Source organism: Enterobacter sp. QK-SA4, from assembly GCF_056856775.1.
Map to the genome: position 1 here is coordinate 2,254,801 of NZ_JBXFXH010000007.1, position 25,676 is coordinate 2,280,476.

23 protein-coding genes are annotated in these 25,676 nt (G+C 59.0%); 9 read left to right on the forward strand and 14 right to left on the reverse strand.

Features of this window, described 5'->3' with window-relative positions; translation table 11 throughout:
• Positions 1-130: 130 nt before the first annotated feature.
• The 5 genes from AC1VYI_RS12280 to AC1VYI_RS12300 form a co-directional block, all read right to left on the reverse strand.
• Positions 131-1,843 (reverse strand): ABC-F family ATP-binding cassette domain-containing protein, encoded by a 1,713-nt coding sequence (locus tag AC1VYI_RS12280; protein ID WP_134866157.1) that lies wholly within the window; start codon positions 1,841-1,843, stop codon positions 131-133.
• A 707-nt stretch (positions 1,844-2,550) separates the two neighbouring features.
• Positions 2,551-4,248 carry an NAD-dependent malic enzyme gene (locus AC1VYI_RS12285; protein ID WP_023311897.1) on the reverse strand — a complete coding sequence of 566 codons (1,698 nt, stop codon included), beginning with the start codon at positions 4,246-4,248 and terminating at the stop codon, positions 2,551-2,553.
• 176 nt (positions 4,249-4,424) lie between these two features.
• Entirely contained in the window at positions 4,425-4,562 is a 138-nt protein-coding gene (gene sra / locus AC1VYI_RS12290; protein WP_008501714.1) for a stationary-phase-induced ribosome-associated protein, read from the reverse strand.
• Positions 4,563-4,657: 95 nt separating this feature from the next.
• A complete protein-coding gene (gene bdm / locus AC1VYI_RS12295; RefSeq protein WP_013096534.1) occupies positions 4,658-4,873 on the reverse strand; it encodes a biofilm-dependent modulation protein in 216 nt (71 codons plus the stop codon).
• Between the two features lie 232 nt (positions 4,874-5,105).
• Complete coding sequence (locus tag AC1VYI_RS12300; protein ID WP_134866158.1) at positions 5,106-5,957, reverse strand: Vmh family MBL fold metallo-hydrolase; 852 nt, start codon at positions 5,955-5,957, stop codon at positions 5,106-5,108.
• A gap of 110 nt (positions 5,958-6,067) precedes the next feature.
• Here AC1VYI_RS12300 and AC1VYI_RS12305 point away from each other — a divergent pair, with 110 nt between their 5' ends.
• A complete protein-coding gene (locus AC1VYI_RS12305) occupies positions 6,068-6,943 on the forward strand; it encodes a LysR family transcriptional regulator (RefSeq protein WP_063409232.1) in 876 nt (291 codons plus the stop codon).
• 7 nt (positions 6,944-6,950) lie between these two features.
• Here the strand turns inward: AC1VYI_RS12305 and AC1VYI_RS12310 are convergent, their stop codons facing one another.
• On the reverse strand, positions 6,951-7,910 hold the full coding sequence (locus AC1VYI_RS12310) for a hypothetical protein (protein WP_134866159.1): 960 nt from the start codon (positions 7,908-7,910) through the stop codon (positions 6,951-6,953).
• A 115-nt stretch (positions 7,911-8,025) separates the two neighbouring features.
• On the opposite strand from AC1VYI_RS12310, the gene AC1VYI_RS12315 reads away from it, so the two are divergent.
• A complete protein-coding gene (locus AC1VYI_RS12315) occupies positions 8,026-8,454 on the forward strand; it encodes an OsmC family protein (protein ID WP_023311893.1) in 429 nt (142 codons plus the stop codon).
• 23 nt (positions 8,455-8,477) lie between these two features.
• Here the strand turns inward: AC1VYI_RS12315 and AC1VYI_RS12320 are convergent, their stop codons facing one another.
• Entirely contained in the window at positions 8,478-9,383 is a 906-nt protein-coding gene (locus AC1VYI_RS12320; RefSeq protein WP_045356126.1) for a LysR family transcriptional regulator, read from the reverse strand.
• Between the two features lie 133 nt (positions 9,384-9,516).
• On the opposite strand from AC1VYI_RS12320, the gene AC1VYI_RS12325 reads away from it, so the two are divergent.
• Entirely contained in the window at positions 9,517-10,266 is a 750-nt protein-coding gene (locus AC1VYI_RS12325; RefSeq protein WP_023311891.1) for an SDR family NAD(P)-dependent oxidoreductase, read from the forward strand.
• Here the strand turns inward: AC1VYI_RS12325 and AC1VYI_RS12330 are convergent.
• From AC1VYI_RS12330 to AC1VYI_RS12360, 7 genes are read right to left on the reverse strand one after another with little or no spacing between them, the layout of a single operon-like run.
• Positions 10,263-11,192 (reverse strand): oligopeptide/dipeptide ABC transporter ATP-binding protein, encoded by a 930-nt coding sequence (locus AC1VYI_RS12330; RefSeq protein WP_045399916.1) that lies wholly within the window; start codon positions 11,190-11,192, stop codon positions 10,263-10,265. The two genes, AC1VYI_RS12325 and AC1VYI_RS12330, sit on opposite strands and share 4 nt — an antisense overlap.
• The gene (locus AC1VYI_RS12335) at positions 11,185-12,171 is read right to left on the reverse strand and encodes an ABC transporter ATP-binding protein (RefSeq protein ID WP_045399914.1); all 987 of its coding nucleotides are present in this window, start codon (positions 12,169-12,171) and stop codon (positions 11,185-11,187) included. Before AC1VYI_RS12335 ends, AC1VYI_RS12330 begins: the two co-directional genes overlap by 8 nt.
• Entirely contained in the window at positions 12,171-13,064 is an 894-nt protein-coding gene (gene ddpC, locus AC1VYI_RS12340; RefSeq protein ID WP_134866160.1) for a D,D-dipeptide ABC transporter permease, read from the reverse strand. Before ddpC ends, AC1VYI_RS12335 begins: the two co-directional genes overlap by 1 nt.
• Positions 13,061-14,083 carry an ABC transporter permease gene (locus tag AC1VYI_RS12345; RefSeq protein ID WP_032656950.1) on the reverse strand — a complete coding sequence of 341 codons (1,023 nt, stop codon included), beginning with the start codon at positions 14,081-14,083 and terminating at the stop codon, positions 13,061-13,063. The genes ddpC and AC1VYI_RS12345 overlap by 4 nt, the downstream gene beginning before the upstream one ends.
• Before the next feature lie 23 nt (positions 14,084-14,106).
• Positions 14,107-15,639: an ABC transporter substrate-binding protein gene (locus AC1VYI_RS12350; protein ID WP_023311886.1), complete on the reverse strand. Its 1,533-nt coding sequence runs from the start codon at positions 15,637-15,639 to the stop codon at positions 14,107-14,109.
• A 15-nt stretch (positions 15,640-15,654) separates the two neighbouring features.
• The gene (ddpX, locus tag AC1VYI_RS12355) at positions 15,655-16,230 is read right to left on the reverse strand and encodes a D-alanyl-D-alanine dipeptidase (protein ID WP_023311885.1); all 576 of its coding nucleotides are present in this window, start codon (positions 16,228-16,230) and stop codon (positions 15,655-15,657) included.
• Between the two features lie 12 nt (positions 16,231-16,242).
• Complete coding sequence (locus AC1VYI_RS12360) at positions 16,243-17,097, reverse strand: MurR/RpiR family transcriptional regulator (RefSeq protein WP_109844120.1); 855 nt, start codon at positions 17,095-17,097, stop codon at positions 16,243-16,245.
• Positions 17,098-17,363: 266 nt separating this feature from the next.
• Between AC1VYI_RS12360 and AC1VYI_RS12365 the strand changes: the two genes are divergently transcribed.
• The 6 genes from AC1VYI_RS12365 (at position 17,364) to AC1VYI_RS12390 (ending at position 25,665) form a co-directional block, all read left to right on the forward strand.
• Complete coding sequence (locus AC1VYI_RS12365) at positions 17,364-18,845, forward strand: alpha/beta hydrolase (protein WP_134866161.1); 1,482 nt, start codon at positions 17,364-17,366, stop codon at positions 18,843-18,845.
• A gap of 95 nt (positions 18,846-18,940) precedes the next feature.
• Positions 18,941-20,152: a diguanylate phosphodiesterase gene (locus AC1VYI_RS12370; protein WP_226483841.1), complete on the forward strand. Its 1,212-nt coding sequence runs from the start codon at positions 18,941-18,943 to the stop codon at positions 20,150-20,152.
• An 88-nt stretch (positions 20,153-20,240) separates the two neighbouring features.
• Complete coding sequence (locus AC1VYI_RS12375) at positions 20,241-21,131, forward strand: aminoimidazole riboside kinase (protein ID WP_134866162.1); 891 nt, start codon at positions 20,241-20,243, stop codon at positions 21,129-21,131.
• A gap of 173 nt (positions 21,132-21,304) precedes the next feature.
• Entirely contained in the window at positions 21,305-22,822 is a 1,518-nt protein-coding gene (locus AC1VYI_RS12380; RefSeq protein WP_047741904.1) for a carbohydrate porin, read from the forward strand.
• A gap of 66 nt (positions 22,823-22,888) precedes the next feature.
• Positions 22,889-24,259 (forward strand): sucrose-specific PTS transporter subunit IIBC, encoded by a 1,371-nt coding sequence (locus AC1VYI_RS12385; RefSeq protein ID WP_032656958.1) that lies wholly within the window; start codon positions 22,889-22,891, stop codon positions 24,257-24,259.
• Positions 24,259-25,665, forward strand: coding sequence for a sucrose-6-phosphate hydrolase (locus AC1VYI_RS12390; RefSeq protein WP_134866163.1), 1,407 nt, complete (start codon positions 24,259-24,261; stop codon positions 25,663-25,665). Before AC1VYI_RS12385 ends, AC1VYI_RS12390 begins: the two co-directional genes overlap by 1 nt.
• Positions 25,666-25,676: the final 11 nt, after the last annotated feature.

The following is a 25,676-nucleotide window of genomic DNA, read 5'->3' on the forward strand; positions in this document are numbered from 1 at the left end:
TGGCGCTGTAATGCAAGGCAACGGCAACATAATGTCATTATTTAATCCATTTTCAGAATAAGAATACGGCGTTCCTCTAATAATTTAGGGGGAAAATACTGGCCCGACGAGAGACTCGCCGGGCGCAGACTTACAGCTGTGCCTCTATCTTCTCTATCTCTTTACGCCATTGCGCCTGAAGATGCGGCTTTTGATGCTTCGGCTTACGCGCCAGATCGTCTTCCAGCAGCGTTTCCAGCGCGACCAGCCGTTCGAGCAGATCGTCATACGGCGAGGGTTGAACCGTCGCAGCGTCGATGACGGGCGCGGTGGATGTCGCCAGCCCCGCGCTTTCACGCAGGCGCTCAAACACCGCTTCTGCATCGTGCCACTCGCTCAGCTTTCCCTCTTCAATCAGCCAGAAACGGTTGCAGCTTTGGCTAATTAACTGACGGTCGTGGCTGACCAGCAGCACGCCGCCTTCAAACTGTTGAAGGGTTTGCGCCAGCGCCTCTTTGCCTTCCATGTCCAGGTGGTTAGTGGGCTCATCCAGCATCAGCAGGCTGTAGCGGGCAAGCGTCAGGCCCACGAACAGCAGGCGCGAGCGTTCGCCGCCGCTGAGCGTGCTGATTTTCTGCCCATGGCGGGACCACGGGAACCCGGCGCTGATGAGCGCCATTTTGCGGTTCTGCGGATCCGGTGCAAAAGGCTCCAGCGCGTCGAGCAGCGTGGCGTCATCCGGCAGCTGATTAAGCGTCTGGTCGTAATAGCCTGGCGACACGCGCGGATGGATTTTCAACCCGCTTTCTGCGGACTCATCGGCAAACTGTTGCCAGATAAGCCTCATCAGCGACGATTTGCCGCAGCCGTTACGACCGACAATCGCCACGCGATCGCCGCTTTTTAGCCGCGCCATTTCGATGTTAAACAGCGGCGGTAGCCCGGGCGCAGGCGGGACGCTGAGGTTTTCCATCTCCAGCAGACGGTCGGCCCGCAGCGCGTCGCCGCGCAGGGTTAACGTCCACTGGCTGCCTGCCGTGAGCGCCGTCTGGCTCTCCTTCAGCCGTTCGACCTGTTTTTCCATCTGTTTGGCTTTGCGGGCCAGGTCTTCGTTGTCGTAAACCTTGCCCCAGGTCGCCAGCCGCTTCGCGCTGGCGGTCACGCGGTCAATCTCCTTTTGCTCCGCCTTGTGGCGCTGCGCGTCGCTTTCATCCTTCGCTTCAAGCGCCTTGCGGGCGGCCGTGCAGGGAAGGGCGAAGTAGTGCAGCGTTTTATCGCGCAGGATCCAGCTGCCGTTGGTGACGGCATCCAGCAGCTGTCGGTCATGGGAGACCAGCACGAAGCTGCCTGACCAGTTCTGCAGGAAGTGTTCCAGCCAGAGCATGGTCGGCAAATCAAGGTGGTTGCTGGGTTCATCGAGCAGGAGCAGATCCGGGTCGTGAATCAGCGCCCGCGCCAGCAGCAGGCGGGTGTGCTGCCCGCCGCTCAGCGTGGCTGATTGCAGCGCCATATCCTGAGGCGTGAAGCCCATGCCTGCCAGCAGCGTTTCGGCTTTCCAGCGCAGGCTGTCGCGCTCGGCTAAAGGCAACTGTGCGAGTACTGCATCCAGCATGGTCAGCGGGAAAATGGCGTCCGGGAGATGTTGCTCCACGCGCGCCATCAGGCAGTGCCCGGCCAGCGCGACCGTTCCGGCGGCGGGGGAGTCAGTGCCGTCCAGCACCTTCAGCAGCGTGCTTTTGCCGCAGCCGTTGTCGCCCAGCAGGCCAATGCGGTCGCCTTTTTTCAGCGTAAAGGAGAGTGAGTCGAAGAGCGTGCCAAACGCCGTATCAACGCGTAAAGATTGTGCAGTGAGTAAAGTGCTCATTGTTGCTTACCCAAGAGTTACAGGCATGTTTATGCCTCGTCAAACATCGCTGACGATAACTCAGTAAGCCCGAGAGAAGGGATTTCAGGGGTTGGTGTCTTCGCTCAAGCAGAAGTTATCGCAGCACGATACCGATAACGCTTGAGCTGGTGCGATCACCAAATGTATGTGAAACATTGAAAATTTCACGATACAGCATAATTGGCCTCCTTATATATTCAGTAGGTTAATGGATGAAGGGAGTGTAGCGGGGGAAAAGGGGTTTGGCTAGTGGGGGGCGAATCTAATTCCCTCTCCCTTTGGGAGAGGGTTAGGGTGAGGGGAACATACGGCTGTAGTGGTCATTCCGTTCACTTTATGTTCCTTGCTACTCTGTAACGACATGACCTGTGAACGTGCCAGGGTGGCTCAGTCGCCACCACCCTGGCGACCCGGGCTCCCGGCGGTAAATCGCCGCTTCGCGGTGCCCTCGGCTTATTCCTTCCGGCTTATCGGGTACGGGCGGAGGTAACGTCTCTGTAAAGCCCGCCCTCTCGGCGCATCCCTGCGCCTCGCCCCGGCCTGCAGGAAACGCCTCAGCGATTTACAGCCGGACCAGGGTATCGCTGTAAGTCATCTATTTTCCGGAAGCAAGATCCATCGCTTCGGGTAGAGAAATTACTGTGGTTCCCTCTCCCAAAGGGAGAGGGAATGGTCGGAAGGCAGAATTAAATCGAGGTACGGCGATAGCTACGGTATTCAGGTTTCCAGAAGTTGTCGTCGATAGCCTGCTGCAGCGCGTCGGCAGAGGTTTTCACCGCCACGCCCTGCTGCTGCGCCATTTTACCTACCGCGAACGCGATAGCGCGCGACACCTTATGAATGTCCTTCAGCTCCGGCAGCACCAGTCCTTCACCGTTGTTGACCAGCGGCGAGTAGCCCGCGAGTGTTTCGCTCGCCGACATCAGCATCTCATCGGTAATGCGGGACGCGCCGGAGGCGATCACGCCCAGACCAATGCCCGGGAAGATATAGGAGTTGTTGCACTGGGCGATCGGATAGGTTTTATCCTTCCACACCACCGGGTCGAACGGGCTGCCGGTGGCGACCAGCGCGTTACCTTCGGTCCAGGCGATGATGTCCTGCGGCGTCGCTTCCACGCGGGAGGTCGGGTTGGAAAGCGGCATCACGATAGGGCGCTCGCAGTGCTTGTGCATCTCGCGAATGATCTCTTCGGTGAAGAGGCCGGTTTGCCCGGAAACGCCGATCAGAATATCCGGCTTCACGTTGCGCACTACGTCCAGCAGGGAAAGGACTTCGTTGTCGGTATCCCAGTTTTTCAGGTTCTCGCGCTTCTGCACCAGCTTGTTCTGGAACGGCAGCAGGTTCGGCATAGCGTCGGTCAGCAGGCCGAAACGGTCAACCATAAAGACGCGGGAGCGGGCCAGCTCTTCGCTTAAGCCTTCGCGCTGCGTCTGGGCGATGATCTGCTCGGCGATACCACAGCCCGCAGAGCCTGCGCCCAGGAAGACAATTTTCTGGTAGCTCAGCTGGCTGCCGGCTGCGCGGCTGGCGGCGATAAGCGTACCCACGGTCACGGCTGCGGTGCCCTGGATGTCGTCGTTAAAAGAGCAGATCTCATCGCGATAGCGGTTCAGCAGCGGCATCGCGTTTTTCTGCGCGAAGTCTTCAAACTGCAGCAGAACGTCCGGCCAGCGGTGCTTCACGGCCTGGATGAAGTCGTCGACAAACTGATAGTACTCGTCGTCGGTAATGCGCGGATGGCGCCAGCCCATATAGAGCGGATCGTTGAGCAGCTGCTGGTTATTGGTCCCGACGTCCAGCACCACCGGCAGGGTATACGCCGGGCTGATGCCGCCGCAGGCGGTGTAGAGAGAGAGTTTACCGATTGGGATCCCCATCCCGCCAATGCCCTGGTCGCCGAGGCCGAGAATACGTTCGCCGTCGGTCACCACAATCACTTTTATATTGTGGTTCGGCACGTTCTGCAGAATATCGTCCATGTTGTGGCGGTTCTGATAGGAGATGAAAACACCGCGTGAACGACGGTAGATCTCTGAGAAACGCTCGCAGGCCGCACCCACCGTCGGGGTGTAGATCACCGGCATCATCTCTTCGAGATGGTTCTGCACCAGGCGATAGAAGAGGGTTTCATTAGTGTCCTGAATGTTACGCAGGTAGATGTGCTTGTCGATTTCGGTTTTGAAACCCTGATACTGGATCCACGCGCGCTCCGCCTGTTCTTCAATGGTTTCAACCACTTCGGGCAGTAAACCCAGCAGGTTAAAGCTGCTGCGCTCTTCCATGCTGAAGGCGCTGCCTTTGTTGAGCAGGGGGAATTCGAGTAAAACCGGTCCGGCGTATGGGATGTATAAGGAACGATGTTTTTTCAGTTTGTTGTCCATGTCACTCACTCTTTTTATGAAGATCCGTCCCTGACACTGCTGTTTGTCATCTTTCTGGCCTGTGCGATGGGGTGCGGTCAGGCGGTATTATAAAGGAGCTAAATATTAATTACCGCAACACATAAACAAAAACACCATCGGGATTACCGATGGTGTTCTGGATCTGAGTCTGGAACTTACTTGCCGGCGTGGCGTTTTCTGCCGGTGGCGTGCGTGACCTGCGTTTCGTGGTCGCCTTCAATCACCACTTTACGCTGATTTGAAAGCTTGTAGTTCAGTCCCAGAATATGGCGTGCCTGACGGTTCGATTTCATGTTAACTCCTCAATCCTGTTGATAGTTTTAAGGACCAGTTTGCTTACGCAAACGAAATGTAACCCCTTAGGTTGCAGATCCAGCTTAGCAGGTTTTTACAAGGGTGCGTTTTGCCCGCTGACGACGTAGTTAATAGTCTGCTGGTAGATGTCACTGAGGATGTCATTATCCGTGGATTCCACCCATTTGGTTAGTTCCATCAAAATGTCATCTTCAGTCACAGCACCGTGCTCGGCGTGAAGACCCTGCGCAATCGCGTTAACGAGTTCAGGTTGTGCTGCTGCGGTATTAGCCGGGTAATAAGTAAACATGCTGCCTCCGTGTCGTTGTCTGTTTAATGGTACGGCTCGCAAAAAATTTAATTCATAAACAGAGTGGCAAATATTTTCCCGGTTGTGGTTCAGATTCATCTTAGAAATAAAAATGACATAAGTGCATGCTTTTATGCACTTTTGAAAGGTGTGGCTATATCGACGGGTAACGGCGGGGATATTTTGGCGGGGCTCCTGCTATCGCGGAAATATAGCAGGAGCCGTTTTTAAATTACCACTTCATTTCGCCAGTATTCACTTTGGCGCTTAATTCCAGCGAGCTTTCATCAGCCAGTCCCGGATACTGTTTTTTCAGGGTATTGATAACGCCTGCGGAATCTTTATGCGCGGCTAAAGCCTTTTCAAAGCGCTGCAGATAGTCGCGGGTAAAATCAATCGCGCCAGTGCCCGCTGGAGGAGTGCCCAGGTAGTGGCCCGGGATCACGCGCTCAGGTTTGTGCGCGGCCATATGCTCCAGCGTTTCCTGCCACTGCTTGCGGCTTTCCGGCGTCTGGGTGTCTGCCGTCCAGACGTGAATGCCCCAGGCTACCCCGGTGCCGCCGAGGATCGTTTTTGCTGAGGGGATCCACACATAGGCCGCGTAGCTGTCTGACTGCTCGATATCGACCTTTTCCCCGTCAACCATGAACGTGGTGGAGGCAAGAACCTGCGGGACAACCAGTTCCGTTGGCGCGCCGTCCTTCATCTGCGGCCCCCAGAAGGCGAGCTTGGCATCTTTGGTGGCTTTAATATGGTCAACCACATGCTGCGTGGCCACCACTTTGGCATTCGGGAAGGCTTTGACCAGCGGCTGCAGGCCAAAATAGAAATCCGGATCGCCGGAGGTGATCACAATCTTATTCAGGGTTTTACCGCTGCGGCGGATTTTTTCTACCAGCGCTTCGCCATCCTTCACGCTGAACTGCGCGTCAAACAGCACCGCCTCTTTCGGACCGGAAACCAGCGTGGAGGAGACCGGGAAAATGCCTTTTTCCTGCGGGTTCCAGGTATCAATGGTTAACGGCGCGGCAAAAACAGCCGGTGTTAAAAGGGTGGAAAGCAGGGCAAGGTGAGTGAATTTCATGCTGTTGTCTCTGTTGTTCAGGAATGTGTCTATTGTACGGATATTCGCATTTGCCAGAATTCCTGAAACAAGACATGCTTAGTTTCATAAATCGAGCAGATGGAGCTTTTATGGATCGCGTTATTGCCGCTCAGGTCTACAACCGGATATGCGAGCTGGGCAGTTTGAGCGCGGCGGCCCGCGCGTTAGGCATTTCCCGACCGATGGTGAGCCGCTACCTTGAACAAATGGAGAAATGGGCGGGGACGCGGCTGGTAAACCGCTCCACGCGCAAGCTGACGCTGACCGCGGCAGGGGAAAAGGTGCTGCAAAAAACGCGGACGCTCTCGCAGATTTCGCAGGAAATCGAGGGCCAGTCGGAGAAAGATCTGCCCTCCGGCACGCTGCGGGTGGCCTGCGCCCATTTTACCGCCATGCACCTGATTGCGCCGGTCCTGCCTGAGCTGCTCTCGCGCTACCCGCAGCTCCGCATTGAGCTGGACGTGAACAACCACCCGGTCAGCCTGGTGGGAGAGCGCATTGATGTCGCCGTGCGCATTACCGACAACCCCGAACCCGGCATGATTGCCCGCCGGCTGGGGGAATGTCGCTCGGTGCTCTGCGCCTCGCCGGCGTATCTGGCACAGCACGGTATCCCCGTCAGCCCTGAAGAATTAGCGCAGCACAACTGTCTGCACTACAGCTTTTTTGCCGGGCAGTCCTGGCACTTTCTGACGCCGGAAGGGGAAAGCCTGAGCGTGGCCGTCAGCGGCAACCTGAGCGCCAGCATCTCTTCACTGTTGATGGACGCGGCGATCAAGCACTGCGGTATTGCCATGCTGCCGGAGCGCGAAGCGTCTGCCGCGCTGGAACAGGGATTACTGGTGCCGGTGCTGGAGGCGCTTGAGCCGAAACCGCTTGCCATCCATGGCATTTATCAGTCCCGGGAATACCAGCCTGCCGCGCTGCGCGTATTCCTTGACGAACTGTCGCGCTACCTGGCATAAGAAGGCATTACCTCACCTTTAGCCAGGGAGACGTCGTGCTCCAGAAAATAATATCGGCACCGAGATAACTTTCGCCGAAGCGGACAAATTCCGCTTTGGTGAACGGTTTTCCGGTCTGAGGATTCTTATAGGTCAGGGTCGGTTCCTGAACCGCCATGGCGATGAGCGGCAGCGTCTGTTTATTTTTATGGAAGAAGGGATAGGCATTCTTCATGTGTGCCTTGCGGTTGGGAACAATGTCCGGCCCACCCAGGCCGATGTTGTTGGCGCTGGCATATGCAAACAGTCTCCCCATGTAGTTGTGGTCATTATCCCATTCGCACGGCCAGAAGTTCACGTACTGCACCACGCGTGATTTCTGAAAAGCCTTTCGCGCAAAGGCCAGGTTTTCCATTTCACCCGCGAAATAGCTGTCGCAGGTAAATCCGGCGGGCGGATTTTTTTCGTCGATATCAATGGCGGTTTCGGGCAGGTTTACCCCATACACCTTTCCATCAAAGCGTTTCGCGAGGGCGGCCAGCAGCGCCTGGTAGCGCTGGCGCACGGCAGGATCCCACTGACGCGCCACCCACCCTGAACCGACCGGCTTGCCTTCGCCGGGGTTATCGAACTGCGGCGCAATCCCGCCACCGTACTGCGTGTCGTGCATCAGATAGTCCGGAACGTAGCGGGCGTCCGGCTCAAAGAAACGATCCTGGATTTGAATAAAGAGCTTTTTTCCGGCGGCCTTAACGCGCGCCAGATCCTGTTCAATCCGCGAGAAGTCATAGCTGTCCTTCTCGGGTTCCAGCAGGCGCCAGTTGTAAACGATCTGCACGCCGCCGATATCGCTTCGCGCAACGAGCGGAAACGCCGCGTCGAGATCGCCCGAGCTGGTATAGATAAAGTTCTCCGGCGTTTTCGCCAGTGAAGAGAGCGACAGAGCCAGCGTGGTGACGGCAACGGCCATCCTGATTTTTAGCGCCATATCATTATCCTTTTTGTCGGTACAGCAGGTGAAAGTCCCGGAATTGTCTGTGTTCCAGGGTGGGGCAGATGCGTAGTCTATACTTAACCCTTTGTAAGCCAAAAGGAGAGCAAGAATGACTATTCATAAGCACGGTTCGGCACACTGGTCTGGCGACATTAAGCGCGGAAAAGGAACGGTTTCCACCGAGAGCGGCGTTCTCAATCAGCAGCCTTATGGTTTCAATACCCGCTTTGAGGGCGAAAAGGGGACCAACCCCGAAGAGCTGATTGGCGCGGCACATGCGGCCTGCTTCTCAATGGCGCTGTCGCTGATGCTCGGCGAAGCGGGCTATACCGCCGATTCCATTGATACCACGGCGGACGTCTCTCTGGATAAAACCGACGGCGGCTTTGCCATCACTAAGGTTGCCCTGAAAAGCAAGGTGACCGTTCCAGGCATCGCCCCGCAGCAGTTCGACGGCATTATTCAGAAAGCAAAAGCGGGTTGTCCGGTCTCGCAGCTCCTGAAAGCTGAGATTACGCTGGACTATAAGCTCAATTAAGCCCCAGCCGGGTTTGCGCCCGGCTACCCCTTCAGCGCGGCGGGGAACACCTCCGCCAGCCAGGCGATAAATACCTTCAGTCTGTGCGTCAAATGCCGGTTCTGCGGGTAAACCACATGAAACGGATACGCGGCAGGGCGCCATCCGCCCAGGATCGCCGCCAGCGTTCCCGCCTGCAAATACGCCTTTGCCGAATACTCAAAGGTTTGAACGATCCCCAGCCCCGCCGCGGCAGCCGCCAGATGGGCATTACTTTCATTGACGCCGAGATAGTGCGGAATGTTGATTTCCAGCGCCTCGCCGTTCTGCCGGAAGCGAAACGGAAACGGCCGTCCGGTGACGGGCGAGAGATAGCTAATCAGCTTGTGGCCGTTGCGCAGCTCCTGCGGATAGGCCGGGACGCCGTGATTTTTCAGGTAACCCGGCGTCGCGCAGGTGACCATTTCGGCGTTACCGAGATGACGGGCGATGAGGGTTGAGTCGTCCAGCGGACCGCCGCGGATCACGCAGTCTACGTTACCGCTGATGAGATCGACCGGCCGGTCGGCCACGCCAAGATCGATGCGGATCTCAGGGTAGCGCTGCATAAATTCCGGAAGCAGGGGAATGAGCACGTCCCGGGCGGTGGAGCCGCCCACGTCAACCCGCAAATGCCCTTTTGGCGTCGCGCGGGAAACGCGAAACGAGGTGTCGATATCTTCGATATCAATCAGCACCCTGAGCGCTTTTTCATAATATTCCATCCCTTCAGGCGTCGCGACCACCCGGCGAGTGGTCCGGTGCAGAAGGCGTATCTCCAGGTGCGACTCAAGCGATTTGACCAGCTTGCTCAGCGTGGCGATCGGCATATTCAGCGAGTCCGCCGCGCGGGTAAAGCTGCCGGACTCCACGACCCGCGTAAAGGCGCGCATCGCCATGAGCTGGTCCATGATGACCTCTGATTATTTCTGTATGTGAATAGTCATTTTCATTTTTGCCTGTTTTTCACTAATGCCGCAAGGGCTAAAGTTTGTTCAACGCGAGCGAAAGCGCGCACCGCAAACCCAACAAAAGGTAAATGACATGAACACGACTCTCTCAGGAAAAATCGCACTGGTCACCGGCGGCAGCACCGGTATTGGTCTTGCCACGGCGCAGGAGCTGGCGGCGCAGGGCGCGAAGGTGTACATCACCGGTCGTCGTCAGGCCGAACTGGACGCCGCGGTAGCAGAAATTGCTTCTGACGCCGTGGGCATTCGCGCGGACGTTTCAAAGCTTGCCGATCTGGATGAGGTTTATGCCCGGATAGCCAAAGATGAAGGCCGTCTTGATATCCTGTTCGCCAATGCCGGTGGCGGCGATATGCTGCCGCTGGGCGCGATCACCGAAGAGCAGTTTGACCGTATTTTCGGCACCAACGTCCGCGGGGTGCTGTTTACGGTGCAGAAGGCGCTGCCGCTGCTCTCCGCCGGCTCGTCGATTATTCTGACCGGCTCGACGGTCTCCGTTAAAGGGACGGCCAACTTCAGCGTCTACAGCGCCAGCAAGGCCGCCGTGCGCAACTTTGCCCGCTCCTGGGCGCTGGATTTGCAGGGCCGCGGGATCCGCGTCAACGTGGTGAGCCCGGGCCCGATCAAAACGCCAGGTCTCGGCGATCTGGTGCCGGAAGAACACCGTCAGGGGCTGTACGACGCGCTGGCCGCCCAGGTACCGCTGGGGCGTTTAGGCGCGCCGGGCGAGGTGGGTAAAGCGGTGGCGTTTCTGGCCTCCGACGCGGCCAGCTTTATTAACGCCATCGAGCTGTTTGTGGACGGCGGAATGGCGCAAATCTAATCCAGACTGCGCCAGCAGCGGACGTTACGGCCCTCGCGTGAGGGCTGTAGCGGCTGGGGACGTTCACACCCCTGCGTTGCCATCGGACAACGGTCGCGGAAAAAACAGCCCTCGGGCAGGTGACGGTTGCCGGGAAGCTCCGTTTTGCGTAACGCCAGATTTTCATCCAGCGGTTCACCGGTGCGGGGAACCGAGTCGAGCAGCAGACGGGTATAGGGATGGCGCGGCTCGCCAAGCACCTGCGCGGCGCTGCCCAGCTCCACAATCTGCCCGAGGTACATCACCGCCACCCGGTCGCTCATGTGTCTGACCACCGAGACGTTATGCGAGATTAACACGTAGGTCAGATTACGCTGCTGTTGCAGGTTCACCAGCAGGTTGAGGATTTGCGCCTGCACGGAGATATCCAGCGCGCTGGTGGGTTCATCAAGCACGATAATATCGGGATCGGACGAGAGCGCCCGGGCGATGGCGATGCGCTGGCGCTGCCCGCCGGAGAAGGCGTGCGGAAGCCTGTCGAGGTATTCCGGGCGAATGCCCACCTGCAGCGCCAGATCCTCCGCCAGCTGACGGCGCTCGCGCTCGCTGCTGCGTTTTTGCACCCACACCGGCTCGGTGATGATGCGCCAGACCGGCAATCGCGGGTCGAGCGACGAGAGCGGATCCTGAAACACCATCTGCATGCCGCCTGCGTGGTGAGCCCGCTGGCACGCGCCGGCGCTGGGCTTAAGCATGCCCATCAGCAGCTGGGCCAGCGTGCTTTTCCCGCAGCCGGATTCACCGACAATGCCCAGCGTTTCCCCCCGGCGGATCTGCAGATCGAGCCCGTTGAGGGCATGGACCTGTTCCGTCACGCGGCCCAGCCAGTTTTTGCGCGCCGCAAAGTTCACGTGCACGCTATCCAGTTCCAGCAGTACATCAGACATGGTGTTTCTCCCGTTGTGGATACCAGCAGGCAGCCTGTTGGCCCTCTGCACCGTTGGGCTGTAAGCGCGGCGTTTCGCTGCATTTCGCCCCGGCGGCAAAGCAGCGCTCGCGGAAGGCGCATCCCTGCGGAAGCTGGCTGAGGTTGGGCACCGTGCCGGGGATGGCGGGAAGCAGGTCGCGCGGCTGGCCGTTTTCCGGCGCGCACCGCAGAAGGCCGATGGAGTAGGGATGCACGGGTCGGTGGATCAGCGTTTGCGTGGCACCGCTCTCGATCACGCTCCCGGCATACATCACGTACATCCTGTCGCAGAGCTGCGACACCACGGCCATATCGTGGCTAATAAACAACACCGAGGTCCCGCTGGCCCGCGCCTTGTGCTTCAGCAGGCGCAGCACCTGGAGCTGGACGGTGACATCCAGCGCGGTGGTCGGCTCGTCGGCGATAATCAGCTCCGGCTCGCAGGAGAAGGCAAGGGCGATCATCACCCGCTGGCGCATGCCGCCGGAGAGTTCAAACGGATAACGCTCCATGACCTGCTTCGCGTCCGGGATTTGCATCTCTTCCAGCAGGGCAATCGCCTTCTGCTGCGCCTCGCGCCGCGAAAGCGGCTGATGCTGGCGGATCACTTCCACCATCTGTTTGCCAATCCGCCGCGTCGGGTTGAGGGCGGTCATCGGCTCCTGAAAAATCATCGCCACTCGGGCACCGCGCCACTGGCGAAGCTGCTTCTCGGACGCCGTCAGGACGTTTTCGCCGAGTAACTTCACCTGTCCGTTATGAATGCGGTAGCTCCCTTCCGGCAACAGCCGCATGGCGAGCATGGCGGTCACGGATTTACCCGATCCCGACTCGCCCACCACGCCGACAATTTCGCCCCTGCCGATCTCCAGCGAGACGTGGTTCAGCGCGTGGACCTCACCGCGAAAAATCGGGAAGCTCAGGTGCAGGTCCTCAATACGTAATACCGGTTCGGTCATCACTGTTTTCCTCCCGATTTCGGATCCAGCAGATCGCGGATACCGTCGCCAAACAGGTTAAAGCCTACGGCGGTAATCAAAATTGCCGCACCGGGAAAGGCGCAGTACCACCACTGGTCCAGGACGTAGTTACGGCCAACGGCCACCATCGCGCCCCATTCGGCGGTCGGCTGCTGCGCGCCCAGGCCGATAAACCCCAGCGTGGCGGCCATCAGAATGGCGCTGCCAATGTCCAGTGAAGCCTGCACAATTAGCGGCGGAAGGGCGTTGCGCAGGATATGCCAGCGGATCAAATGCCAGCGGGAGGCGCCAAACGTGCGGGCGGCCTGAACGTAGGTAAACTGGCGCACCACCAGGGTTTGCCCGCGCGCCAGGCGGACGTAAAACGGGATGCGGACAATCGCAATCGCCAGCATGGCGTTGAACAGGCTCGGCCCGAGCGCGGCGGCCAGCGCCATGGTCAGCACCAGGGAGGGAATGGAGAGCATGATATCCATCACCCGCATGATGATGGCGTCGCCGCGCCCGCCCAGCACGCCGGAAAAACAGCCCAGCAGTGAGCCAATGCCGCCCGCAATCGCCACCACCGCCAGCCCGGCGGTAATCGACTGCTGGCTGCCCGTCAGCACGCGGCTGAACAGGTCGCGTCCCACCTCATCGGTACCAAACCAGTGTTGTGCAGACGGCGCCTGCAGGCGGGCAGTCAGATCCAGCGCGTTCGGGTCATTCGGCACGATCCACGGCGAAGCCACCATCAGGAAGAGCATCGCAATCATAATGATGCCGCCAACGATCGTGAGCGGGCTTTGACGCAGCATCCAGAACAGCTTTGCCCAGTTGATGCGTTGTCCGGCGGTTTTAGCCGGGACGGGCGTTTCCTGCGTTAACATCATTCGGCACCTCCGCGCCCGATTCGCGGGTCAATCCACAGGTAAAGCAGATCGACCACCAGATTAACCAGCACGTAGGCCAGCGAAACGACGACGGCAAAGCCCATCACGGCAGGGAAATCGAGCGCCTGAATGGACGTCACCACCCAGGCGCCCATGCCCGGCCAGGCAAAGACGGTTTCGGTCAGCACGGCGCCGTAAAGCAGATCGCCCAGCGCCAGCCCGAGCACGGTAATGGACGGGATCATCGCATTCGGCAGGGCGTAGCGCAGGACGATGTACCAGCCGGGCAGTCCGCTGGCGCGCGCGGTGCGGATGTAGTCCTCGCTGAGCTGCTCCAGCATCGCCGAACGGACCTGGCGCGCCACGATCCCCAGGTGAACAAACGCCAGCGTCAGCGAGGGTAAAATCAGGTGCTGAAGCGCGTTGAAAAAGACCTCACCGTTGCCCTCCAGCAGCGCGTCCAGCAGATAAAAGCCGGTGACGTGCGTCGGCGGATCGAGCCAGTCGTCCAGCCTGCCGCCGCCCGGGAGGATCTGCAGGTGCCCGTAGAACAGCACGATGACGCCCAGCCCGAGCCAGAAGGCCGGCGTGGAGATCCCGGTCATCGCCATTAAACGCACCAGGTGATCCAGCCAGCGGTTGCGGTACACCGCGGACAAAATCCCCAGAGGCACGCCGATGACCAGCGCCAGCAGCAGAGAACAAAAGGCCAGCTCCAGCGTGGCAGGGAAAAAGGCCTTCAGGTCTTCCGCGACCGGGCGTCCGGTACGGATGGACGTGCCTAAATCACCATGGGCCAGAGCGTCCACGTAGCGGCCAAACTGTATATACAGCGGCCGATCCAGCCCTAGCTGCTGGCGGATGTTCTGCACGATTTCGTCGCTGGCACGGTCGCCGGCCAGCAGACGGGCCGGATCGCCGGGGATCAGGTGTGAAATAATAAAGGTGATAATACAGACACCGGCCACCACCAGGATTAACCCCCAGCAGCGCTGGCGCACTATGCTCCAGAACGTCATACGCTTTCCCCCGGCGAGAACCGTTATTTGCTCATGGTGGCGATGTTGAACACCTGCTCGAGCATCGGATTAAAGGTGAAGCCTTTGACCTCTTTGTTCATCGCCAGCTGGTAGTTTTTCTGGAACAGATAAACGTAGGCCGCCTCGTCGATAACCACCTTCTGTGCCTGCTGGTAATCTTTGGTGCGTTCTGCCTGGTCGGTGGTTTTCAGCGCGGCCTGCAGCAGGGAATCGACCTCTTTGTTCTCATAGAACGAGCGGTTGCCCGGCAGCCCTTTTTTGTCCGATTCGAACCAGTAGTTCATGAACATGTACGGGTCAGCAAAGTCCGGGCTCCAGTTGCCGATGGCAATGTCGTAATCGCCTTTTCCGACGCGGTCGCGCATGGTCGCATTGGCCAGTTTTTCCAGCTTGACGTTAATGCCGATCTTGCCAAGGCTGGCCTGAGTGGAGAGGGCGATAGGCTCCCAGTTCGGATCGTTGTCCGAGTAGAGGAAGGTCAGGCTGGCGGGTTTGTCTTTGACCTTCTCCAGCGCCGCTTTGGCTTTGGCCTCGTCAAAGCTGTACTGCATTGCCGTGGCGTCAAAGCCCCACATGCCTTCCGGGATCGGGCCGCGCATCTGCTTGCCGTTGCCGCTCAGAATGCCTTTCACCATCCCCTGGTAATCCGTCGCCCAGGAGATGGCCCGGCGTAAATCCACCTGATTGAGCGGCGCTTTACCGTTGTTGAGATAGAGGTAAGTCACGCGCAGGGACGGGTATTCCGCGACGGCGACTTTACCTTCCTGCTTCAGCGCTGCGAGCTGATCGACCGGCAGGGAGTCGGCAATGTCCAGATCGCCGCGGGAAAGCTGCAGTCGGCGCGAGGCGCTCTCACCGATAATTTTCACCGATACGCGCTTAAAGTGCGGCTTTTCACCCTGCCAGTGAGGGTTAGGGATCAGAATCAGCTGCTGGCCTTTCTGCCAGCTTTTCAGCATAAACGGCCCGGAACCGGCGGTGTTTTGCGCCAGAAAACCGCGCGCATCGTCCGCCGCATTGGCCTTCAGCACCGCCGGGTTAATGATGGACGCCCCGTCGTTTGCCAGCGTGTAGAGGAAAGGCGCGAAGGGCTGGCTGAGGGTGAACTTCACCGTGTGGTCATCGACGGCATCAATTTTCAGATCTTTCGGGAAGGCTTCAGACGGCCCCTGGCCGAGCTTCAGCAGGCGCTCAAAGGAGAGTTTTACCGCCTCGGCGGTGACCGGCGTGCCGTCGGAAAATTTCGCGTTATCCGCCAGGGTAAAGGTCCACTCTTTCTGGTCTTCAGACGCCTTCCAGCCCGTCGACAGATCGCCTTCCACCTCGGTAGAGCCCGGCTTGTACTTGACCAGACGCTGGTAGGACGGATAGGTGACGGTCCAGTCGTTGTTATCAATGGTGATGGCAGGATCGAGCGTTTGCGGGTCGGCGGCTTTGCCGATCGCCAGCATGTCTTTCGGAACGGCAGCCAGCGCCAGCGGGGCGCTCAGGGCCAGCGTGGCGGCGATCAGGGTCGAAACAAGCGATGTTTTCATGGCAGTGCTCCAGGTTTAAAGAGAAGTGTGCGTCAGGGGAAAACAGGCAAAACGGTCGTCAAGCAGCGGGTAGCTGGCGGCGTTCGGCAGTTCGAAGTGCCACCATTCGCTGCTGATACCGACAAAACCACCGCCGAACATGATGGCGTTCAACAGCAGACGGTTGCGCTGGGCGTGCGGCGGCACGGAAGGGTGATACGGATGCGAGCGGTCGTGCATTTCGTCAAAACCGGCACCCATATCCAGCACGGCGTTATGTTCATCCATCAGGGTGACGTCGATGGCCGTACCGCGGCTGTGATTGGAGCCAATCGCCACGTCGACCACGTATTCCGGGTTCGGGCAGGCATCCCACAGCTGGGCCTGCGCCTGCTGCGGCCGATAGGCGTCGTACACCACCAGCTTCAGCCCGGCCAGCGAGGCAATGCTGATGGCTTTTGCCAGCGCGGTGGCCGCGTCGGTATGCAGCAGGCACAGCGCCTCCTGATAGATCGGACGGCCGGTGATGTTGTCGGCGGTGGCGTACTTCAGATCGATATGCAGCGTGGGAAACGTCTTCGCCACATCAATCAGTTCACTCTCTTCGGGCATAGCTCCGCTCCTTTAGCGTTCGAATTGACCAAACTCTTGTTGTAATTGTCGGTTGACCGCCAGACGCGCCGGGAGCGCATCACCAAGCGCTTCCACCACGCCCGACAGCAGCAGGTTGAACAGACAGCTCACGGGGGCAAGCGAATCCCAGAAGTGACCGGTATCGGTTTTCACCTGCAGTAAATCCATCGGGTAATCCCGCGCCCACGGGCACCAGATATCGGTGATTAAGGCCAGCGGAATGCCTTTCTCGCTGGCGACGCGGCAGTACTGGCGGGCCATCGTGGAGTAGGTGCGCGTATCGGTCAGCACGACGTACGGGTGCGAAAAACCCGAGTTGAGGGATTCCACCCAGCTGCCGGAAGCGCCCTCCGAATAGCTCACGCGCGGGCGGAGGTATTCAAGGTGGCTGAAGAAGGCGTTGGCAATCCCGCGCGTGGACTGGATCCCCAGCACAAACACCGCGTCGGCGTGGGCGAGGTTGTGCACCACCTGACGAAAGGCGTCCGTTTGCGCCAGCTGGTACACCTGCGTGATGGCATCCACTTCCAGCGACAGGGCGTGCTGAAGGCGGCTGGAAAGGGGGCGCTGCTGCTGCCAGGAGTCCAGCCGCTCGTTCATGCCCCAGGGCTGATACGGATCGCGCAGGCTCTTTTTGGCATCCTCCAGGTTGCGATACCCCAGCTTGCGCAGGAAGCGTCCGACGGTAATTCCGCTGGTCCCGCTTGCCTGACCGATGCTCTCCGCCGTTTCAAACGGGATTTGCGCGGCGTGCGCCAGCAGCCAGCTTCCGACCCGCTTTTCGCTGGGCGTGAGCTGGCTGAACGTCGCTTCGATACGGCTCAACATCTCCGGTTTCGTCGTCATACCGCCTCGCTGTTAACAGGCTGTCAAAGGCCGAATTTTTGTTACCGGGTTAACAATGCATGACGCGTGCCATGTTCACAGGGCGGGTGAAACCCGCTGTGCAGTAAACTTCATGCAATATTTGTTTAACCAATGATCAACATTTGTGCAGCGTAGTTCACTTTTGGTGCACTGTCTGACGCGGCACATATGAATTTGGTGAATACGTCAGTCCGTTCACATTTTTGATAAGATAGATGTACTGTGAATATAAAAGGGATCCCGGCATGGCAAATTTGCCCTGGCGAGTCAGCGTGCGCCTGATGGCGCTTGCAAAGAAAATAGGGATGGTCGTTGGGATCGTACTGGTCGTCCTGCTGGCGGTTCGGGTCTATCTCTCGCAGCAGGGACCGGAACTGCACCTCTGGCATACCTGGCGGGCCGATGAGATGTCCGTGCGCGAGATGAATAACGCCGATTTTGCCCGGTATATCGCCCGGGAAAACGCCATTTTCGCCGATCTTGATAATGCGGTGACGGCGAAAACAGAGGGCGAGGAACGTACGCCGTTAAACCGCTATTATCGCCAGAGCCTGGTGTGGCCGGGACAGTTTACGCCCGATGCCAACCGCTCCTTTGTGCTGATGCCTGCCGGAAAGCCGCGCGGCGCGGTGGTGCTGCTGCACGGTCTGACGGACTCGCCTTACAGCGTCAGGCGCCTTGCGGTGAACTATCAACAGCACGGCTTTGTGGCCGTGGTCCCGCGCCTGCCCGGGCACGGCACCGCGCCCGGCGCGCTGACGGACGTCGACTGGGAAATGTGGCTCGCGGCGACGCGTCTTGCGGTGCGGGAGGCCACGCGTCTGGCGGGCGAGGCTGCGCCTTTGCATCTGGTGGGTTACTCCAACGGCGGGGCGCTGGCGATGAAATATGCCCTCGATGCGCTGGACGCGCCTTCGCTGCGTAAACCGCAGCAGGTGATACTGCTCTCACCGATGATCGGCGTGACGGCCTTTGCGCGGTTTGCCGGTTTCGCCGGGTTACCGGCGCTGCTGCCGGCGTTTGCCAAAGCGGCGTGGCTGAATATCTCTCCGGAATATAACCCGTACAAATATAACTCGTTCCCGGTGAACGCCGCCCGCCAGTCATGGCTTCTGACGAAGGCCCTGCAGGAGCAAATCGGCCGCGAGGCGCGGGAGAACAGGCTGGCGAATTTGCCGCCGATCCTGGCGTTCCAGTCGGTCATGGATTCCACGGTCAGCACCCGCGCGGTGGTGACCGGCCTGTTTGACCAGCTTCCGGCAAACGGCAGCGAGCTGGTGGTGTTTGACATCAACCAGGCGGCGAGCTTCCGTCCGCTGTTCAAACCGTCGTCGTGGACGGCAACTTCGGCGCTGCTGCCGGTTGCGCAGAGGCGTTACGGTGTCACGATTATTACCAATGCCAGCGAGCACAGTTTCTCGACTGTGGCGAAAATCACTCCGGCAGGCAGCACCCGGGAGACGGTCGTGCCGCTGGCGCAGGCCTGGCCGCAGGATGTCTATTCCCTGTCGCATGTTGCGGTGCCGTTCCCGCCGGATGACGATCTCTATGGCCGTGAGCCTGCGGTGAAAAACCGCTACGGCATCAGCCTGGGGACGATTGCGCTCTGGGGCGAAACCTCCGTGTTGAGCGTCGGAAAAGAGGCGCTGATGCGGGTCACCTCGAATCCGTTCTACGACTATATGCAGGAGAGGATCGACAGCCGAATTGGCAACGGGGAAAAGTAACGTTCCCCTGTGGTGTGAATATGTTAGGTCGCATTGATTAAGTATGTTAAATAGTAGCTTCAAGGCACCTCACTTTCTCATCGGAACCCATTTTTGTGCTGACGACTCTGATTTACCGAAGCCAGTTGAATTTATCCCGCCCCTCCACCGAGCTGCGGGAACTGGTGGAGCGCGCCCGGATCCGCAATGCCAGTCTGAATATCACCGGGGTTCTGCTCGCAAAAGGCAGCGATGTGCTGCAAATACTCGAAGGGTCGGAAGAGAGCGTGCTCAAGCTGTTCCATAAAATCCGTGACGACAAGCGGCACAGTGGAGTGGTTGAGCTGATGCGGGACTATGGCCCGCGCAGGCGCTTCGAACACGTCGGTATGCTGCTGTTCGATCTGCAGACGCAGTCACCGAAAGAGGTGCTGCAGTCGGTTCTGAATTACAGCAAGCTGGAAAGCTATCTCACATCCGATGACCGGGTGTTCAAATTTATCCAGACGTTTATCACAGGCAAACGTCCGGCCCTGTCGGGTGCACGCTACGTACCTGAAAAATGGACGCTTTCATCCGAGGCGTTGCCCTTTGGCGAACACCTGGGGCTGATGGCCAACCAAACCTGTCAGTTTGCGCTCCAGCCCATCGTTGAGCCCTCGGAAGGGAAGATCAGTTCGCTTGAAGCCCTCATTCGCGGCAACGAAGGCGGCAGCCCGGAGCATTTCTTCAGCGCCCTTGACCCGGACAAAATCTACGAAGTCGATCTCCAGACGAAAGCGTATGCCTTTGCTCTCGCGGAAAAGCTGGGCATTGGCAGCCATAAGATTGCGGTAAACCTGCTGCCGATGTCGCTGGTGAATGTCCCCAACGCCGTGGAATTTTTGGTCAGCGAGATAAAAAAACATGGCCTTCAGCCGGAGCAGGTGGTCATTGAAGTGACGGAAAACGAGATGATCTCCGGCTTCAACCAGTTTAATAGCGCCATCAAGCAGCTTCGCGGTGAGGGGATTGGCCTGGCGATCGATGATTTCGGCTCCGGCTATGCCGGTCTTTCGCTGCTGACCCGCTTCCAGTCGGATAAAATTAAGATCGACCGGGAGATAGTCAGCGATATCCACCTCAGCGGCCCGAAGCAGGCGATTGTGCGCTCCATCGTCAGCTGTTGCTCCGATCTCGAAATTACCCTGGTGGCGGAAGGGATCGAGAAGATAGAGGAGTGGTGCTGGCTCGAGTCTGCCGGGATCCGCCGCTTCCAGGGCTTTCTGTTTGCCCGCCCGCAGCTTAATGGCGTCGGTGATATTCACTGGCCGCATCTGGTGCGTTAGCCAATTTTCCTCCCGCGTTATTTCCCCTTCGCACTGCCTGTGCTTAAATAGCTAAAACGGTTTAACATTGTTTAGCTACGAGGAAAGCATGAAAAAAATCTGGGTACTTGGCGATGCGGTAGTGGATTTGCTGCCCGATGGAGAAGGCAGATTGCTGCAGTGTCCCGGCGGCGCACCGGCAAACGTTGCGGTCGGTATTGCCCGCTTGGGCGGCCAGAGCGCCTTTATCGGCAGGGTTGGCGACGATCCCTTCGGGCGCTTTATGGCGAAAACTCTCGCTGACGAGCGGGTCGATGTGAAGTTTTTGCGCCTTGACCCGGCGCACCGCACCTCAACGGTGGTGGTCGATCTGGATGACCTGGGCGAACGCTCGTTTACCTTTATGGTGCGCCCGAGCGCCGATCTGTTTCTCGAATCCGCCGATCTGCCGACGTTCAGCGCCGGGGAGTGGCTGCACGTCTGTTCCATCGCGTTAAGCGCAGAGCCGAGCCGTTCTGCGACGTTTGAGGCGATGGCCGCCATTCGCGAGGCGGGCGGCTACGTCAGCTTCGACCCCAATATTCGCCCAGACCTTTGGCCGGATGAGATCGCGCTACGCCGCTGCCTGGAGCTGGCCCTGCAGAGCGCTGACGTGGTGAAACTCTCCGTTGAAGAACTGGCGTTTCTAACCGGACATGTCGAGGTAAACGTCGGTCTGGACGCGCTGATGGCGCGCTGCCCGGCGCATCTGGTGCTGGTCACCCAGGGAAAAGAGGGGGTGATCGCCTGGCATGACGGCGCCGTGGAGCACTATCCGGCAACGCCCGTTGAGTGTGTCGATACCACCGGCGCGGGCGATGCTTTCGTGGCGGGGCTGCTCTACGGGCTGGCTGCCGGGCAGGACCTGACGCCGGTCATCGCCTTAGCCCAGCGCTGCGGCGCATTAGCCACCACGGCCAAAGGGGCGATGACCGCATTGCCCTGGCAGCACGATCTGTAATACCTTCCTCCACTGGCCGCCATCCGGCGGCCTGAATTGTCGCCTCGATCACACTTACTAAAACGGTTTAGCAAAAAAGATTGCCGATCCAAAATGCAGAGGTTTAGTATCAGCAACCTAAACCGGTTTAGCAATTTAGCACGTTTAATGACTTCTTTTAGGGATGCGACAAAATGTATAAAAAACGCAGACTTGCCGTGATGATAGGCATGCTGGCCGGAAGTACCTCTGTTTTTGCCCAAACGGATATGACAAGTATCGAAGCGCGTCTTGCCGCGATGGAGCAGCGCCTCCAGGCGGCGGAAACGCGTGCGCAGGTGGCTGAGAAACGCGCCACGGATGCGGAACAAAAAACGCAGCAGCTGGTTGCCGCGCAGCAGCAGACGCAAACGACCACCCAGGCGGTGGCGCAGCGCACCACCGCGCTGGAGAAGAAGGCGGATCAAAGCAGCGGGTTTGAGTTCCACGGCTACGCCCGTTCGGGCCTGCTGATGAACGATGCGGCCTCCAGCAGCAAAAGCGGTCCTTATCTGACCCCGGCCGGAGAAACCGGCGGCGCGGTAGGGCGTCTGGGTAACGAAGCCGACACCTACGTCGAGCTGAACCTGGAGCACAAGCAAACTCTGGATAACGGGGCCACCACGCGCTTCAAAGCGATGCTGGCCGACGGTCAGAGAACCTATAACGACTGGTCAGCCGATACCAGCGATCTCAATATTCGCCAGGCCTTCGCGGAGCTGGGCAACCTGCCTGATTTTACCGGCGCGCTGAAGGGCAGCACCTTCTGGGCGGGTAAACGCTTCGACCGCGACAACTTTGATATTCACTGGCTGGACTCCGACGTGGTGTTCCTCGCCGGTACCGGCGGCGGCGTCTACGACGTGAAATGGAACGATTCGCTGCGCAGCAACTTCTCCATCTACGGCCGCAACTTCGGCAGCGTGGAGCAGACCGACAATAACGTTCAGAACTATATCCTCAGCATGAACCACTTCGCAGGACCGTTGCAGCTGATGGTGAGCGGCCTGCGTGCGAAGGATAACGACGACCGTAAAGACACCAACGGCGATCTCATCAAAACCGACGCCGCCAATACCGGCGTTCATGCCCTGGTCGGCTTGCATAATGAGAGCTTTTACGGCCTGCGGGAAGGGACAGCCAAAACGGCGCTGCTGTACGGTCACGGGCTGGGTGCGGAAGTGAAAAGCATCGGTTCCGACGGCGCGCTGCTGTCTGAGGCGGATACCTGGCGCTTCGCAAGTTACGGTGTCACGCCTGTCGGCGGCGGCTGGAGCGTTGCGCCCGCCGTCCTGGCGCAGAGCAGTAAAGATCGCTACGTCAAGGGCGATAGCTATGAGTGGGTGACGCTCAACACCCGCCTGATTAAAGAGGTGACGCAGAACTTCGCCCTGGCGTTTGAGGGAAGCTATCAGTACATGGATTTAAATCCGGAAGGCTATAAGGACCGCAACGCCGTCAACGGCAGTTTCTACAAGCTGACCTTTGCGCCGACGTTAAAAGCGAGCAAAATCGGCGATTTCTTCAGCCGTCCGGAGCTGCGCCTGTTTGCCACCTGGATGGACTGGAGCAGCAAACTGGATCATTACGCCAGCGATGATGCCTTTGGCAGCAGCGGCTTCAACGCCGGCGGGGAATGGAACTTTGGGGTCCAGATGGAAACCTGGTTTTAACCCATCACGCTCCCGCCTGGCGGGAGCGTTTCGCACATCATAAAAAGAAGTCAGGCAGAGGTATCTATGGATTTTAATCAAATCGCCCGCGAGCTTATTCCGCTGCTCGGTGGCAAGGAAAATATCGCCAGCGCGGCGCACTGCGCAACGCGTCTTCGTCTGGTGTTGGTCGATGACGCGCTTGCCGATCAGCAGGCGATCGGCAAGGTCGACGGCGTAAAAGGCTGTTTTCGTAACGCCGGACAGATGCAGGTGATTTTTGGCACGGGCGTGGTCAACAAGGTCTACGCCGCGTTTATTCAGGCTGCGGGGATTAGCGAATCCAGTAAATCTGAGGCCGCGGATCTGGCGGCGCGCAAGCTGAACCCGTTCCAGCGCATTGCCCGTCTGCTCTCCAACATCTTTGTCCCGATCATTCCCGCGATTGTGGCCTCCGGCCTGCTGATGGGCCTGCTCGGCATGGTGAAAACCTACGGCTGGGTCAATGCGGATAACGCTCTCTACATCATGCTTGACATGTGCAGCTCCGCGGCGTTTATCATTCTGCCTATTCTGATCGGCTTTACCGCCGCGCGGGAATTTGGCGGTAACCCGTATCTCGGCGCGACGCTGGGCGGCATTCTGACCCACCCGGCGCTGACCAACGCCTGGGGCGTGGCCTCCGGATTCCACACCATGAACTTCTTCGGCCTTGAGATCGCGATGATTGGCTATCAGGGCACGGTGTTCCCGGTGCTGCTGGCCGTCTGGTTTATGAGCATCGTGGAGAAAAATCTGCGCCGCGCGATCCCGGACGCGTTAGATCTGATCCTGACGCCGTTCCTCACCGTCGTTATCTCCGGCTTTATCGCCTTGCTGATTATCGGCCCGGCGGGGCGCGCCCTGGGCGACGGCATCTCCTTTATCCTGAGCACGTTAATTGAACACGCGGGCTGGCTGGCCGGGCTGCTGTTCGGTGGGCTTTACTCGGTGATTGTGATCACCGGTATTCACCACAGCTTCCACGCGATTGAAGCCGGTCTGCTGGGCAACCCGTCGATTGGCGTGAACTTCCTGCTGCCGATCTGGGCCATGGCGAACGTGGCGCAGGGCGGCGCCTGTCTGGCGGTGTGGTTCAAAACCAAAGATGCCAAAATTAAAGCCATTACCTTACCGTCGGCGTTTTCTGCGATGCTGGGCATCACCGAAGCGGCTATTTTTGGTATCAACCTGCGCTTCGTGAAACCGTTTATCGCCGCGCTGATCGGCGGCGCGGTGGGCGGGGCCTGGGTGGTATCTGTTCATGTTTACATGACCGCCGTTGGGTTGACCGCTATTCCGGGCATGGCCATCGTGCAGGCCAGCTCGCTGCTCAACTATATTATCGGTATGGTGATTGCCTTCGGCGTGGCGTTTACCGTCTCACTGCTGCTGAAATATAAAACGGACTCTGAATAATGACGTTACCTTCCCGCTGGCCTGCGATCCTGCAGGCCGTTATGAAAGGTCAGCCGCGGGCGCTGGCGGATAGCCACTATCCGCAGTGGCACCCCGCGCCGGTGACGGGGCTGATGAACGATCCCAACGGGTTCATCTGGTTTGCCGGGCGCTACCACCTGTTCTATCAGTGGAACCCGCTGGACTGCGAGCATCGGTTTAAATGCTGGGGGCACTGGAGCTCTGCGGACCTGGTGCACTGGCAGCATGAGCCGCTGGCGCTGATGCCGGATGAAGAGTATGACCGCAACGGCTGCTACTCCGGTAGCGCCGTGGACAATCACGGCGTTCTGACCCTGTGCTACACCGGCAACGTCAAGTTCGATGACGGCAGCCGCACGGCCTGGCAGTGCCTCGCCGTGGAACAGCCGGACGGGACCTTTAAGAAGCTGGGGCCGGTGCTGGCGCTGCCGGAAGGCTACACCGGCCACGTGCGCGACCCGAAGGTGTGGCAGCACGACGGGGAGTGGTACATGGTGCTCGGCGCGCAGGATGTGCAAAAGCGCGGCAAGGTGCTGCTGTTTAAATCAGCCGATTTGCACGCCTGGGCGTCCTGCGGGGAAATCGCCGGTCACGGGGTCAACGGCCTGACGGATGCGGGGTATATGTGGGAGTGTCCGGACCTGTTCGCGCTCGACGGAACGCACGTCCTGATCAGCTGTCCGCAGGGGCTGGCGCGCGAGCCGCATCGCTATCTCAACACCTATCCGGCTACCTGGATGAGCGGGGCGTTTGACTATGAAAACGCCGCATTCGATCACGGCGAGCTGCACGAGCTGGACGCGGGCTTTGAGTTTTACGCACCCCAAACGACCCTGGCGGAGGACGGACGACGCATTCTGATCGGCTGGATGGGCGTACCGGACGGGGAAGAGATGCTTCAGCCAACCCGGACACACGGCTGGATGCACCAGATGACCTGCCCGCGTGAATTACGCTATCGCGACGGCAGGCTCTGGCAGACCCCGGCTCGCGAGCTGACTGCGCTGCGTGAAGATGAACAGCGCTGGCAGGGGCGCGCCAGCGAGGCACCGGACCTGGACGCGACGCGCCTGGAGTTCGAGCTGAGCGCAGCGCAGGTGAACGTCGATTTTGGCGGCGCGCTGCGTCTCATGGTCGATGAGCAGGGTATACGTCTTGAACGCGCGAGTCTGAAAACCGGTGAAACGTTGACCCGCTACTGGCAGGGCGACGTCACTCATTTATGCGTTCTCTGCGACCGCTCCAGCGTTGAAATCTTCATCAATCACGGTGAAGGGGTGATGAGCAGCCGCTATTTTCCTGACCATCCGGCCCGGGTGCGATTCGAAGGTGCGTCCGATATCACATTACGCTACTGGTCGCTGCGCGCCTGCATGATAGAATGAGGGTTTTGGCA

Coding starts and splice junctions, on each gene's coding strand:
- AC1VYI_RS12280 (WP_134866157.1), bottom strand. CDS start 1,843: ATGAGCACTTTACTCACTGCACAATCTTTACGCGTTGATACGGCGTTT.
- AC1VYI_RS12320 (WP_045356126.1), bottom strand. CDS start 9,383: ATGGACCAGCTCATGGCGATGCGCGCCTTTACGCGGGTCGTGGAGTCC.
- ddpC (WP_134866160.1), bottom strand. CDS start 13,064: ATGATGTTAACGCAGGAAACGCCCGTCCCGGCTAAAACCGCCGGACAA.
- AC1VYI_RS12380 (WP_047741904.1), top strand. CDS start 21,305: ATGTATAAAAAACGCAGACTTGCCGTGATGATAGGCATGCTGGCCGGA.
- AC1VYI_RS12390 (WP_134866163.1), top strand. CDS start 24,259: ATGACGTTACCTTCCCGCTGGCCTGCGATCCTGCAGGCCGTTATGAAA.
- AC1VYI_RS12365 (WP_134866161.1), top strand. CDS start 17,364: ATGGCAAATTTGCCCTGGCGAGTCAGCGTGCGCCTGATGGCGCTTGCA.
- AC1VYI_RS12350 (WP_023311886.1), bottom strand. CDS start 15,639: ATGAAAACATCGCTTGTTTCGACCCTGATCGCCGCCACGCTGGCCCTG.
- AC1VYI_RS12300 (WP_134866158.1), bottom strand. CDS start 5,957: ATGAAATTCACTCACCTTGCCCTGCTTTCCACCCTTTTAACACCGGCT.
- AC1VYI_RS12335 (WP_045399914.1), bottom strand. CDS start 12,171: ATGACCGAACCGGTATTACGTATTGAGGACCTGCACCTGAGCTTCCCG.
- bdm (WP_013096534.1), bottom strand. CDS start 4,873: ATGTTTACTTATTACCCGGCTAATACCGCAGCAGCACAACCTGAACTC.
- AC1VYI_RS12315 (WP_023311893.1), top strand. CDS start 8,026: ATGACTATTCATAAGCACGGTTCGGCACACTGGTCTGGCGACATTAAG.
- AC1VYI_RS12325 (WP_023311891.1), top strand. CDS start 9,517: ATGAACACGACTCTCTCAGGAAAAATCGCACTGGTCACCGGCGGCAGC.
- AC1VYI_RS12345 (WP_032656950.1), bottom strand. CDS start 14,083: ATGACGTTCTGGAGCATAGTGCGCCAGCGCTGCTGGGGGTTAATCCTG.
- AC1VYI_RS12285 (WP_023311897.1), bottom strand. CDS start 4,248: ATGGACAACAAACTGAAAAAACATCGTTCCTTATACATCCCATACGCC.
- AC1VYI_RS12385 (WP_032656958.1), top strand. CDS start 22,889: ATGGATTTTAATCAAATCGCCCGCGAGCTTATTCCGCTGCTCGGTGGC.
- AC1VYI_RS12330 (WP_045399916.1), bottom strand. CDS start 11,192: ATGTCTGATGTACTGCTGGAACTGGATAGCGTGCACGTGAACTTTGCG.
- AC1VYI_RS12310 (WP_134866159.1), bottom strand. CDS start 7,910: ATGGCGCTAAAAATCAGGATGGCCGTTGCCGTCACCACGCTGGCTCTG.
- AC1VYI_RS12305 (WP_063409232.1), top strand. CDS start 6,068: ATGGATCGCGTTATTGCCGCTCAGGTCTACAACCGGATATGCGAGCTG.
- sra (WP_008501714.1), bottom strand. CDS start 4,562: ATGAAATCGAACCGTCAGGCACGCCATATTCTGGGACTGAACTACAAG.
- ddpX (WP_023311885.1), bottom strand. CDS start 16,230: ATGCCCGAAGAGAGTGAACTGATTGATGTGGCGAAGACGTTTCCCACG.
- AC1VYI_RS12375 (WP_134866162.1), top strand. CDS start 20,241: ATGAAAAAAATCTGGGTACTTGGCGATGCGGTAGTGGATTTGCTGCCC.
- AC1VYI_RS12360 (WP_109844120.1), bottom strand. CDS start 17,097: ATGACGACGAAACCGGAGATGTTGAGCCGTATCGAAGCGACGTTCAGC.